The organism is Georgenia sp. SYP-B2076, from assembly GCF_003991205.1.
GTDB lineage: Bacteria > Actinomycetota > Actinomycetes > Actinomycetales > Actinomycetaceae > Georgenia.
On record NZ_RXOZ01000035.1, the window covers coordinates 47,993 to 59,680 of the forward strand.

Annotated in this window: 12 protein-coding genes; 8 read left to right on the plus strand and 4 right to left on the minus strand. The window is 75.0% G+C overall.

Annotated features, from left to right (window positions below; genetic code table 11):
- The first annotated feature begins 53 nt into the window (after nt 1–53).
- From EJK16_RS16660 to EJK16_RS16680, 5 genes are all read left to right on the plus strand, one after another.
- A complete protein-coding gene (locus EJK16_RS16660) occupies nt 54–1,352 on the plus strand; it encodes a sensor histidine kinase (protein ID WP_127131363.1) in 1,299 nt (432 codons plus the stop codon).
- A complete protein-coding gene (locus EJK16_RS16665) occupies nt 1,349–1,954 on the plus strand; it encodes a response regulator transcription factor (protein WP_127131365.1) in 606 nt (201 codons plus the stop codon). Before EJK16_RS16660 ends, EJK16_RS16665 begins: the two co-directional genes overlap by 4 nt.
- A gap of 63 nt (nt 1,955–2,017) precedes the next feature.
- On the plus strand, nt 2,018–2,815 hold the full coding sequence (locus EJK16_RS16670; RefSeq protein ID WP_240646125.1) for a 1-acyl-sn-glycerol-3-phosphate acyltransferase: 798 nt from the start codon (nt 2,018–2,020) through the stop codon (nt 2,813–2,815).
- Complete coding sequence (locus EJK16_RS16675) at nt 2,812–3,828, plus strand: NAD(P)H-dependent glycerol-3-phosphate dehydrogenase (RefSeq protein ID WP_127131367.1); 1,017 nt, start codon at nt 2,812–2,814, stop codon at nt 3,826–3,828. The genes EJK16_RS16670 and EJK16_RS16675 overlap by 4 nt, the downstream gene beginning before the upstream one ends.
- Nucleotides 3,829–3,927: 99 nt before the next feature.
- Nucleotides 3,928–4,134, plus strand: coding sequence for a dodecin (locus EJK16_RS16680; protein WP_127131369.1), 207 nt, complete (start codon nt 3,928–3,930; stop codon nt 4,132–4,134).
- Nucleotides 4,135–4,140: 6 nt separating this feature from the next.
- On the opposite strand, the gene EJK16_RS19695 is transcribed toward EJK16_RS16680, so the two are convergent.
- Together EJK16_RS19695 and EJK16_RS16690 are read right to left on the minus strand one after the other, a co-directional pair.
- Nucleotides 4,141–4,812 (minus strand): hypothetical protein, encoded by a 672-nt coding sequence (locus EJK16_RS19695; protein WP_164737388.1) that lies wholly within the window; start codon nt 4,810–4,812, stop codon nt 4,141–4,143.
- A gap of 186 nt (nt 4,813–4,998) precedes the next feature.
- Nucleotides 4,999–6,195, minus strand: coding sequence for a PLP-dependent aspartate aminotransferase family protein (locus tag EJK16_RS16690; RefSeq protein ID WP_127131371.1), 1,197 nt, complete (start codon nt 6,193–6,195; stop codon nt 4,999–5,001).
- 200 nt (nt 6,196–6,395) lie between these two features.
- On the opposite strand from EJK16_RS16690, the gene EJK16_RS16695 reads away from it, so the two are divergent.
- A complete protein-coding gene (locus EJK16_RS16695; RefSeq protein WP_127131373.1) occupies nt 6,396–7,577 on the plus strand; it encodes a D-alanine--D-alanine ligase family protein in 1,182 nt (393 codons plus the stop codon).
- Nucleotides 7,578–7,955: 378 nt separating this feature from the next.
- Complete coding sequence (locus EJK16_RS16700; protein ID WP_164737389.1) at nt 7,956–9,434, plus strand: HNH endonuclease signature motif containing protein; 1,479 nt, start codon at nt 7,956–7,958, stop codon at nt 9,432–9,434.
- 63 nt (nt 9,435–9,497) lie between these two features.
- Here EJK16_RS16700 and EJK16_RS16705 read toward each other — a convergent pair whose 3' ends face one another.
- Complete coding sequence (locus EJK16_RS16705; protein ID WP_240646126.1) at nt 9,498–10,022, minus strand: DUF3515 family protein; 525 nt, start codon at nt 10,020–10,022, stop codon at nt 9,498–9,500.
- A gap of 65 nt (nt 10,023–10,087) precedes the next feature.
- Between EJK16_RS16705 and EJK16_RS16710 the strand changes: the two genes are divergently transcribed.
- Nucleotides 10,088–11,185 carry a thiamine-phosphate kinase gene (locus EJK16_RS16710; protein ID WP_127131377.1) on the plus strand — a complete coding sequence of 366 codons (1,098 nt, stop codon included), beginning with the start codon at nt 10,088–10,090 and terminating at the stop codon, nt 11,183–11,185.
- A gap of 78 nt (nt 11,186–11,263) precedes the next feature.
- On the opposite strand, the gene EJK16_RS16715 is transcribed toward EJK16_RS16710, so the two are convergent.
- The gene (locus EJK16_RS16715; RefSeq protein ID WP_127131378.1) at nt 11,264–11,674 is read right to left on the minus strand and encodes a YkvA family protein; all 411 of its coding nucleotides are present in this window, start codon (nt 11,672–11,674) and stop codon (nt 11,264–11,266) included.
- Nucleotides 11,675–11,688 lie beyond the last annotated feature (14 nt).

Consider the following 11,688-nt stretch of genomic DNA (forward strand, 5'->3'; position numbering starts at 1 on the left):
CCCTTGCACGGGCGGCCCGACACGCCCCACCTCACCTGGGAGACTGGATCCTCGTGACGAGCATCTTCACGGCGTGGCGCCGGCGCAGCGACCCCGAACGGTTCGACACCTACACCCGCTGGTCGCTCTACCTCATCATGGGCATCGTCCCCCTGGTCGTGCTCGGCGTCATGCCGGCCGGGCTGACCCATGCGCCGGCGGTCGCCGCCCTCTACCTCGTCGCGATGCTCGTGGAGTGCGTGCTCGCGATCGCCGTCCTGCGCCGCTCGATCGACCGCGCCCTCGGCGGCGTCCCGGTCCCACGGCGCGGTCTCGTCCTCCTCGCGCCGGTCGCGGTCCTCGCGGCCGCCCTCGCCGTGGCCGCGCTGCCCGCAGAGGGCGCGCCCGGGCTCGCCGGCCGCGCCGGGGCGGTGGCGGCCGCCCTGGGCGCCGCCCTGCTGGCGGTCGCGCCCGTGCTGCGCACCGGCGCGATCCTGACCGCCTCGCTCGTCGCGGCGGTGGCCGCGGGGTTCGCCGAGCAGACCCCGCCGGGGGTCGAGCGGTTCGTCCCCACCGTCGTGTCCGCCTTCCTCATCGTCGGCGGGCTCGCCGTGAGCTTCCGCGCCTCGGCCTGGATGCTCGGCGTGGTGTGGGAGCAGGAGCGGGCGCGGGCCGTCCACGCCCGCCTGGCCGTGGCCGAGGAGCGGCTGCGGTTCTCCCGCGACCTCCACGACGTCGTCGGGCGTACGCTCTCGGCCATCGCCGTCAAGAGCGAGCTCGGGGCCGAGCTCGCCCGGCGGGGGCACGACGGCGCCGCGGAGCAGATGCTCGAGGTCCGCGAGCTGGCCGCCGAGGCACTGCGGGAGGTGCGCGGCGTCGTCGCCGGCTATCGCACGACCGACCTCGCCGCCGAGCTCGCCGGCGCCCGGTCCGTGCTTCGCTCGGCCGGCGTGGGCACACGCGTCCTCGGCGACGGCGCGCGCCTGGCGCCGGACGTGCAGCAGACCCTGGCATGGGTGGTGCGCGAGGGCGCCACCAACGTGGTGCGTCACGCCCGCGCGACCGCATGCACCCTCGACCTGGAGGTGCTGCCCGCAGGTGGAGGCGCGGTGGCCCGGCTGCGGATCGTCAACGACGGCGCCACACCGGCCCGGGGGGAGAGCGGGTCGGGCCTGCTCGGGCTTGCCGAACGGCTCGACCAGGTCGGCGGCGCGCTCACCACCTCCCGGGACGGGGACGTGTTCACCCTGGAGGCCACCGTCCCGCTGGGCCTGGCCCTCGGCGACGCAGGGCCTCCCGCCCAGGTGGCGGGGGCGGCGGTGGAACCCGGTCCAGGACCGGCCCACAGCCCTGGCACGATGGGGCCACGATGATCCGCATCCTGCTCGCCGACGACGAGAACCTCATCCGCGACGCCCTCGCCGGCCTGCTCGGCCTCGAGGACGACCTCGAGGTCGTCGCGACGGCGGCGTCAGGCACGGAGGCGGTGGCCGCCGGGCTCAAGCACACTCCCGACGTCGCCGTCCTCGACCTGCAGATGCCCGGGCTCGACGGCATCGAGGCGGCGCAGCGGCTCGCCGCCGAGCTGCCCGGGTGCCGCAGCATCATCGTCACCAGCCACGGGCGCCCCGGCTACCTCAAGAAGGCCCTCGCCGCCGGCGTCGCCGGCTTCCTGCCCAAGACGGTCTCGGCGCGGGTCCTCGCGGACGTCGTGCGCCAGGTCCACGCCGGCGGACGATACGTCGACCCCGAGCTGGCGGCGGAGGCGATCAGTGCGGGGGAGTCCCCCCTGACGCCCCGCGAGGCCGACGTGCTCGAGCTCGCCGCCGAGGGCGCGGCGGTCGAGGAGATCGCCCAGCGCGCCCACCTCTCCCCGGGCACGGTCCGGAACTACCTGTCCGCGGCGGCCACCAAGCTCGGTGCGGCGAACCGCCACGAGGCGGTCCACGTCGCGCGCCGCCACGGCTGGATCTGAGCGACCGCACCGCGGGCACCCACCCGATCGGGACCGCGGGGCCGGGCGACTACGATCTCGGACGTGCATGTACGCAAGCAGTCCGCGGTCTACCGGTTCCTCGCCGGGCTCCTCCGACCCGCCATGAGGGCCACCACCCGGCACACGTGGCGCGGCGCCGAGCATCTGCCACCCACGGGCGGCTTCATCGCCGTGGGCAACCACGTCTCCAACTTCGACCCGCTCACGTTCGCGCACTTCCTCTACGACAACGGCGCCGTCCCGAAGTTCCTCGTCAAGTCCTCGCTGTTCGACGTGCCCGTGCTGGGCACGCTCCTGGGCCGCGCCGACCAGATCCCCGTCTACCGCGGAACCGCCCGCGCGGCCGACGCCCTCGTGGCCGCCGAGGCCGCGCTCCGGCAGGGGGAGTGCGTGGCGATCTTCCCGGAGGGCACGCTCACCCGTGACCCGGCCATGTGGCCGATGACCGGCAAGACCGGCGTCGCGCGCCTGGCGCTGAGCACCCGGGTGCCCGTCATCCCCATCGCCCAGTGGGGCGCGCACCTCGTGCTGCCGCCGTACACGGCGCGCTTCAGGCCGTTGCCGCGCAAGCCCGTGACCGTCGTGGCCGGGCCCCCCGTGCCCCTGGACGACCTGTACGGGCGCGTGCCCGACCAGGCGATCCTCCAGGAGGCCACGGCGCGGATCATGGCCGCGATCCGGGCGCAGCTCGCCGAGATCCGTGACCAGGCGCCGTCCCGGCCCTACGACATCCGCCGCGACGGCGACCCGCGCGCCGCGGACACCGCCGCCCGGGCCGCCAAGGCGGCGAGGAGCGCGGCGGGCAGGCGCCGTCCGAGGCCCACCGGGGCGGGCCGATGAGCGCCGCGACCGGCCTGCGCGCCGCCGTGCTCGGCACGGGGGCGTGGGGCACGACCTTCGCCGCGATCATGACCGACGCCGGCACCCGGGTGCGCCTGTGGGGCCGCAGCGCCGAGGTCGTCGACGAGATCAACGGCGCCCACCGCAACTCCCGCAACCTGCCGGGCGCGCGCCTGCCCGAGGGACTGGGTGCCACGACCGACCTCGCCGGCGTGGTCGCCGACGCGGACCTCGTCGTCGTGGCCCTGCCCTCCCAGTCGGTGCGTGCCGTGCTCGCCCCCCTCTCCGGCACGCTGCCCGCCGGCTGCGTGGTCGTCTCCCTCATGAAGGGCGTCGAGCTCGGCACGCACCAGCGCATGAGCGAGGTGCTCGGCGAGGCCCTCGCCGTCGCGCCGGCGCGGGTGGCGGTGCTCTCCGGCCCCAACCTGGCCCGCGAGATCGCCGAGCACCAGCCCGCCGGCGCGGTGGTCGCCGCCCAGCGGCCCGAGGTCGCGGAGCTCGTCGCCGGCGCCTGCGCGGCGGCGTACTTCCGTCCCTACACCACCACCGACGTCGTGGGCGTGGAACTGGGCGGGGCGGTCAAGAACGTCATCGCGCTCGCCGTCGGCATGGCGCAGGGCCGCGGCTTCGGGGACAACACGAAGGCCACCCTCATCACGCGGGGGCTGGCCGAGACGGCCCGCCTGGGCGCCGCCCTGGGCGCGCAGCCGGCGACCTTCGCCGGGCTGGCGGGCATGGGCGACCTCGTGGCCACCTGCGCCTCGCCGCTCTCGCGCAACCACACGCTCGGGGCGCACATCGGCGCCGGGCGCGGGCTGGACGAGGCGACCCGGCTGACCGGCGGCACCGCCGAGGGCGTGAAGTCGTGCCGGTCCGTGCTCGAGCTGGCGCGCCTGCACGGGGTGGACATGCCGATCACCGAGGCGGTCGTCGCGGCCCTGTACGAGGGCCTCGCGGTCGAGGAGATGACGGCGAGCCTGCTCTCGCGCCCGCTCAAGCACGAGCGCGCCTGACGGGCGTGCCGGTCCCGGGGCCGGCGGCGGCGCCGAGGTGTTGCCGGTCCCGGCCGCCTGCGGCAGCCTGGTGGCTCACCCACGCGGAGGAGCCACGCCATGACGGACAACACGTACAAGGTCACCGAGATCGTCGGCACGTCGCCCGACGGGGTGGACCAGGCCATCCGGAACGCGATCGCCAAGGCGAGCGAGTCCCTGCACGGTCTCGACTGGTTCGAGGTCGAGGAGGTGCGCGGCGTCATCGCCGAGGGCGCGATCGCCCACGTCCAGGTGCTCCTGAAGGTGGGCTTCAAGCTGGACTGAGCGCGCTCAGCTCCCGGTCTGGACGTCCACGACGATGCGGGCGGGGTCGCTCAGCGTGAACACCCGGAACGGGGCCTGCGCGTCCAGGCCGATGAAGGCCTGGTTCTGCCCCTCGAAGATGCCGGAGACGAAGACCTCCTTGACGAGGTCGGTGCCGCCGGGCGCGTAGGCGCCCTGGGCGAGCTTGCCGGTCTCGGACGGCTCGGGCATGCGGAACCCGGTCGTGATGACCTGGAGGGTCGCGTCGCCGGCGACGTCGATCTCGTCGCCCTTGCCCTCGGAGATGGCGGAGTCGACGTACTCGACGCGCCACTGCGGCGTGTCCGCACCCTCGAGGTCGAAGACCACGCGCTCGTAGCCCGGGTGTGTGCCGGCGCGGACGTCGACGGGCAGGAGGTCGCCGCCGCCGCCGGGGAAGGCGGGGCTCTGCTGGGGGTCGACGGTGAACGCCACGTCGGCGCCCGGCTCGTCGCTCTCCTGGGCGGGGGCGGCCGTGGCCTCGCCGGTCGAGCCCTCGCCCGCCGTCGTCTCCGTCGCGGAGCCGGTCGCGGGCTCGCTGGCGGCGCTGGTGCTCGGCACCGACGGGCTGGTGTCTGTGGCCGGCTCGCTGCCGCACGCGGCCAGCGTGAGCACCAGGCCGGCGGTGATGGCCGTGGCCACCCGCGTCGATGTCTTCATGGCTCCTCCAGCGTTCCGTCCCGGGGGCGGCCGTTGCGGCACCGCCTCAGGTCACAGTAGGGCCCCCACCCAGCAGGGCGTGGAGGCGGGCCGCGCCGATGCCGATCTGTGACCCCGACGAAGCGGTGGGCGGTCGGTGGGCGTCGCGGCGGTCTGCGCGGTGGCGGGCGGGCGGCGTCGCGGCGGTCAGGCGCGGGCGGCGGCGTGCAACGCCTGGTCCAGGTCCGCCCACAGGTCCTCGACGTCTTCGATGCCCACACTCAGGCGCAGGAGGTCCTCGGGGACGGTGGGCGCCTCGCCGGCGAGGCGCCGGCGTCGCTCCATGCTGGACTCGACCCCGCCCAGGCTCGTCGCCGGGAGCCACAGCCGGACCGCGCGCGTCAGGGCGTCGGCGCCGTCCGCGCCGCCGGCGGGGCGGAGGGTCAGGATGGAGCCGAAGCCGTCCATGAGCTCCGCCGCGCGCGCGTGCTGCGGGTGGCTCGGCAGGCCCGGGTGCTGGACCTCCACCACGAGCGGGTGCCCGGCGAGCCGGCGGGCGAGCTCGAGCGCGGAGGCCTGGGAACGTTCGACCCGGACCGCCAGGGTCCGCAGCCCCCGCAGGGCGAGCCATGCCTCCCACGGCCCGGCGATCGCGCCGCCGGTCGTGCGGCGGGCGTGGATGCGGGTGCGCAGGTCGCCGTCGTCCGTGACGGCGGCGCCGAGGAGGACGTCGGAGTGCCCGGCGAGGTACTTGGTCACCGAGTGGACGACGACGTCCGCGCCCCAGGCGAGCGGCCGTTGCCCGAGCGGCGTGGCGAACGTGTTGTCCACGACGGTGAGGATGCCCCGGGCGCGGGCCGCCGCGGTCAGGGCCGGGATGTCGGCCACCTCGAGCATGGGGTTGGTCGGGGACTCGATCCACAGCATGCTCGCGGGCGGCTCACCCGCCGGGGTCAGCGCCGCGACGACCGCGTCGGTGTCGGCGATGTCGACCTCGCGGACCACGCCGCCCTCGCGGGCGGTCTGCTCGTTGGCGGCGGTGAGGGTCGCGAGGTAGGCGTGGCGCGGCGCGACGATCGCCGTGCCGGGCGTGGCCAGGCGCAGCACCGCGTCGATGGCCGCCATGCCGGAGGAGAAGACCAGGGCGGGGTGGGCGGCGCCCTCCAGCTCGCCGATCGCCTCCTCCAGCGGCAGCCACGTCTCGGTGTTGTAGCGGGCGTAGAGGTTCTCGCCGCCCGGCACGCCGGCGGAGACGTACGTGCTTGAGAGCACGACCGGGGCGTTGACCGGGGCGCCCTGCTCGCGCGGCGGGCGGCCGGCGGCGACGGCGGCGGTGGCCGCCGAGCGCGCGGGGCGGGGGGTGGGGACGGCCGCGGGGGAGCTGGGCTGGTCTGTGGCGCTCACAGGGTGACGTTAGGCCGGGGCGGCGGGGCCCGCGCACCGGCGCGCGAGGAGTGAGACACCCCGCTGGGCAGGCGACCCGGTCGCCTCGGTGCTGGGGCGTCTATGAGCAGGCCCGGCAGCCGGGTGGGCTGCCCGCCCGGCTGCCGGGCCCGCGCGGGGCGTCAGCGGACCGCAAGCCCGGACGGGTAACCTCGCACGCGATGGACACCGCACCCGCCCCCGCGCCCTCCGACGGCGACGCCCTTGCCACTGCTAGCCAGGCTGCTGCCGCGGCAGGAGCGGGCGGCAAGGTCCGCGTCGCCGTCGTCTTCGGCGGCCGCAGCGGCGAGCACCCCGTCAGCTGCGCCACCGCGGCCGGGGTGCTGCGCGCCATCGACCGTGACAAGTACGACGTGCTGCCCATCGGGATCACGCGCGCCGGGGAGTGGGTCCTCGTCCCGGACGACCCCGCCCGGCTCGAGGGCGGAAGGGCCGAGATCGGCAGCGCCGACGGCCAGGTCCTCGTCCCCCTGGGGGAGAGCCCGGCCGGCCTCGTCGTGGCCGAGCCCGGCAAGATCCCGCAGCAGCTGGGCGCGGTCGACGTCGTCCTGCCGCTGCTGCACGGCCCCTACGGGGAGGACGGCACCCTGCAGGGCCTGCTCGAGATGGCCGGCGCCCGCTACGTCGGCTCCGGCGTCCTGGCCTCCGCCGTCGGCATGGACAAGCACTACATGAAGGTCGTGCTCGCCGGCCACGGCCTGCCGGTGGGCCCCTACACGGTCATCACCCCGCGCCTGTGGCGCACGGACAGGGCCGTCGCGCTCGACGCCGTCGCGTCGCTGCGCTTCCCCGTCTTCGTCAAGCCGGCGCGCGCCGGCTCCTCCCTCGGCATCACCAAGGTGGACCGGCCGGAGGACCTCGAGGCAGCCGTGGCCGAGGCCCAGCGCCACGACCCCAAGGTGATCGTCGAGGCCGGCATCGAGGGCCGCGAGATCGAGTGCGGCGTCCTCCAGGGCCACGGCGACGACGCCCCGCGCGCCAGCCTGCCCGGGGAGATCGTCCTGGACGCGCCCACGGCCGGTTTCTACGACTACGAGACCAAGTACCTCGACACCGCCCCGCTGACCATGGCGGTGCCGGCGGACCTGCCCGACGACGTCACCACCCGGATCCAGGACCTGGCCGGCCGGGCGTTCGAGGCGCTGAGCTGCGAGGGCCTCGCCCGCGTGGACTTCTTCTACGACGCGCGCGGGAACGTCGTCATCAACGAGGTCAACACGATGCCGGGCTTCACCCCGTTCTCGATGTACCCGCTTATGTGGGAGAAGAGCGGCATGACCTACCCGGAGCTCATCGACGAGCTCATCCAGCTGGCATTGGAGCGGCCCGCCGGGCTGCGGTAGGAGCGCGCGGGTCCCGGCAGGGGCGCGCGGCGGCGCCCTCGCGGGCTGCCAATATCGGGCCGGTCAGACATTCCAGTGGAGAATGATCGCGAGAAAGCTGACCAGGTCGTTCATCGGCTCGGCTTGCGTCGTCATTCCGTGCATTGGCATTGTTTGTGGCCGGTGGCCACGCCTTTCTCGGAACGCTGTGCCGCCACACGCGTCCTAGAGCCCCCATTCTTCGGGGCGTCCCCTCCGCAGGTGCTTTTGTCCACAGGGGCCTTGTTGCCACCGTTTCCACAATTTAATTCACAGGCTTAGAACCCTTGTCTCGTCGCACGTGTGTTCGATAGATTTGTCTTAGGTGCTCGTCCGCCCGCGATGTGGGGAGGTGGCTGGATGTCGCTTACCGAGGAGACCGGGGACCCGGCCGCGGCGCTGGCGGCGGGGCTGGCCACGATGCAGGACGTCCTCGCCCAGCTGCACACCATCGACCTGCACGCGGTCCCCGGCCCCGCGGTCCTGGCGGCGCTGGACGGCATCGAGCAGGTCCGCCGCAAGACGGAGTCCCTCAGCGCCCGGACGCTGGCCACGATCGAGGCGGACGGGATGTGGGCCCTGGACGGGGCCCGGTCGATGGCCGCGTGGTACCGGGCCCGTACGGGCAAGCACCGCGCCTCCGCCGCCCGGGAGGTCAAGCAGGCCCGGGCGCTGCGCGACCACCTGCCCGCCACCGCCAAGGCCCTTGCGGCCGGCGAGATCAGCACCGACCACGCCGCCGCAATGGTCAAGCTCACGACGGACACCGAGGCCCGTCGGGACCGGCTCGTCGACCCCGAGGTAGGCGAGGGCTTCCTCCTCGAGCATGCCAAGAAGCTGGACGCGTCGGACTTCACCCTCGCGGCGCAGGAGTGGGGCACCCGGGCCGACCCGGACGCCGCCGACCGCGCCTACCAGGAAGACACCCTCCACGAGGAGTTCACCCTCGCCGAGACCACCGACGGGTACGTCCCATCCGGCTGGCTGTCCACCTCCAGCGGCAAGCTCCTGCTCACCGCCCTGGCGGCCCGCACCGGAACGCCGGCCAAGACGGACACCCGCACCCCGGCGCAGCGCCGCGCCAACGCGCTCGTGGGCCTGGCCCACCTCGCGCTGGACTCCGGGACCCTGCGTCCCGGCGCCCGGATCCGCCCCCACCTGAGCATCACCGTCCCCTTCGACACCCTCCAACGCCTCGTCGCCGCCGCCGGGAGAGCCCACCGGCCTGGCTGCCGGCTGGTCGGGACCTACCCGGGCGCGGCGTTCGGGCTCCCGCTGGACCTCGCCCGGACCACCGACCTCGGCGGCGAGCGGGCGAACGGGCAGCCTGGACCGGAGCCAGCGGGCGAGGGCAGCAAGGGCTGCACCTGCCCTGAACTCTCCGACACGATCATCGACGCCGGGATCGATGCGGCCGCCATGGTCGGGGTCGAGCCGGCCACCTTCGAGGACGGCGCACCCCTCTCGCCCGCCCTGCTCGCCCGCCTGGCGTGCGGCAGTCAGATGCATCGGGTCATCTTCGGCCCCGACTCCGAAATCCTGGACGCCGGCCGTGAGCAGCGCCTGTTCACCGCCGCCCAGACCCGCGCGATCATCGCCCGGGATAAGCGATGTCAGTACCCGAATTGCCACGCCCCGCCCGGCGAGGGCGAGATCCACCACTCCATCGCCTGGTGGGCCCAGTTCGGCTCCACCAACATCAACCTCGGCGTCCTGCTCTGCTGGTACCACCACGACTGGGTCCATGCCCACGCCATCACCATCGAACGCCGCCACGGCCAGTGGGTGTTCATCCGACAGGACGGCAGCGTCATCGGTGACACGGCACTGGCCGCCTGAGGACATCGGCCTCGTGCCGTCCAGCCTGAGGACCCACAGGTTGGTGTAGCTCTGCGGCGGTCGCTACCGAACGTCCGTGGCACCGACGCAGTGCCGCTCGGCGGGGGTGATCTCCACGGCCGGGGCGAGGTCGACGAGGAACGCCGTGGGCTGGTCGGTGACGTGCTCGACGGGCACGACCACCTCGATGGCCGGCTGCCGGCCGTACGTGACGAAGGCCCACGACCCCTGTCCCTCACGGGCGTTCGCGGGCAGCGACTCGTCGTCGGCCTCCAGCTGGATCCAGTCGACGGCGGTGCCGTCGTCGAGCCCCACGCTGAGGCAGCGATCCGTCGTCGGGCCCGGCACGGCGACACCGCAGCGCAGGGTCACGGCGGGGTCACCCCACGCCGTGGTGGCCTGGGCGGTGGTGGAGCGGCGCTCGAGCCCGACCAGCTCGTCCGGCGTGGCCTGGATGACGCGCGCGCAGGTGGGGTCCGGTGCGGCCTCGCCCGGTTGGAGGGTCACCCCGCTCGCGCACCCCGCGAGCAGCCCGGATGCGGCAAGGACCAGGAGTGCGCCGCGGCGCTGAGGAGACGTCAGGGGCACCCGACCACTGTACGGCGCGCCTCGGCCACGGCTGCCCTCGGCCGGTGGGCCGGTAGCGTGAGGCGGTGACCGCCACCCCCGTCGAGCCGCCCACCTCTCAGCCGGCCGCCTCCGAGCCGCGTCCCGTCGACGCGGGTCCCCTCGACGCTGGTCCCCTCGACGCTGGTGGGGCCGACCCGCGCCCCGCCGGCCCCACCGTCGCGGACCTGACCGAGGACGAGCTCATCGCCTCGTTCGTGCCCCTGCTGCCTGTGGGCCGGCGCACGCTCGTCCCCACCGGTGACGACTGCGCCGTCATCGAGGCCCCCGACGGGCGGTTCTGCGTCTCCACGGACGTGCTCGTCGAGGGTCACCACTTCCGCCGCGACTGGGGCACCGCGGCCGACGTCGGCTGGCGCGCCGCCATGCAGAACCTCGCCGACGTCGCGGGCATGGGTGCCGAGCCCACCACCATGGTCGTCTCGCTGGTGCTCCCGACGACGACGCCCGTGGCGTGGGTGCACGACTTCTCCCGCGGCCTGGCGCAGGCGTGCGGTCCCCACGGCGTGGGGGTCGATGGCGGTGACCTCAGCGCGGGGGAGGAGATCGTCGTCGCCGTCACGGTCCACGGCGACCTGGGCGGACGGGCCCCCGTGCTGCGCTCCGGCGCCCGCGCCGGCGACGTGGTCGCGCACTGCGGACAGCTGGGGCGGGGGGCGGCCGGCAACGCGCTGCTGGCCGCCGGGCTGCGCGACGCGGACGAGGCGCTCGTCGCCGACTTCCTGCGACCCCGCCCGCCGCTCGAGGCCGGGCCGGCCGCCGCCCGAGCCGGCGCCACGGCCATGATGGACGTCTCCGACGGGCTGCTGCGCGACTCCGGAAGGCTGGCGAGGCGCTCCGGCGTCGTCCTCGACCTGGATCCGCTCGAGGCCAGCTCTCCGGGGGCGCTGGAAGCCCTGGCGGACGCCGCGGCCCGGCTGGGCGCCGACGCGCGCGAGTGGGTCCTCACCGGCGGCGAGGACCACGGGATGCTGGCGACGTTCCCGGCCGGCGCCGCGCTGCCCCAGGGCTTCCGCCCGCTCGGCCGCGTGCGGGCCCCCGAGGACGCGCACCCTGCGGGCACTGTGCTGGTGGGCGGGCAGATCCCCGATCTCGTCTCCACGGGGTGGGACCACTTCCGGTAGGCGGCGGCTCGCCGCTGATGACCGGACGGACCGCGTACCGCGGACCGCTTACCGCGGGCCGCTCACCGTGCTGGGCGCCTACCGCTCGCGGGCACCGATCAGGCGCAGGACGGCGGCCAGGCCGCCGGGGGACCCCGGCCAGTGCCGCTCCAGCGCCTGCGGGCCCGCGCGGCGCACCACCGCCCGCAGCGCCAGGGTCACGACCACGGCGTCGTCGGCGTACCCGAGGACAGGAACGAAGTCGGGGACCAGGTCGAACGGCATCGCCAGGTAGGCCACCAGCAGCCAGAGCACGACCCGGACGCCGCGGGGCAGGGAACCGTCCCGGGCGAGCCGGCCCACGAGGCGCAGGACGTCGGGCAGGAGCCGCATGACCTCCTTGAGCCGCACGTCGTCCGGCTTGGCCAGCCACAGCGCCACGACGAGCACGGCCCACAGCAGGAGGAGACCACCCGCCACGCCCGCGAGGGTCCACCACCACTGGTCCACGCGGACCAGTGTGC

What these genes read in the sequence shown, in the direction of transcription:
- EJK16_RS16695 (WP_127131373.1), top strand. Translation starts at nt 6,396, where the DNA reads ATGGACACCGCACCCGCCCCCGCGCCCTCCGACGGCGACGCCCTTGCC.
- EJK16_RS16675 (WP_127131367.1), top strand. Translation starts at nt 2,812, where the DNA reads ATGAGCGCCGCGACCGGCCTGCGCGCCGCCGTGCTCGGCACGGGGGCG.
- EJK16_RS16665 (WP_127131365.1), top strand. Translation starts at nt 1,349, where the DNA reads ATGATCCGCATCCTGCTCGCCGACGACGAGAACCTCATCCGCGACGCC.
- EJK16_RS16700 (WP_164737389.1), top strand. Translation starts at nt 7,956, where the DNA reads ATGTCGCTTACCGAGGAGACCGGGGACCCGGCCGCGGCGCTGGCGGCG.
- EJK16_RS16680 (WP_127131369.1), top strand. Translation starts at nt 3,928, where the DNA reads ATGACGGACAACACGTACAAGGTCACCGAGATCGTCGGCACGTCGCCC.
- EJK16_RS19695 (WP_164737388.1), bottom strand. Translation starts at nt 4,812, where the DNA reads ATGAAGACATCGACGCGGGTGGCCACGGCCATCACCGCCGGCCTGGTG.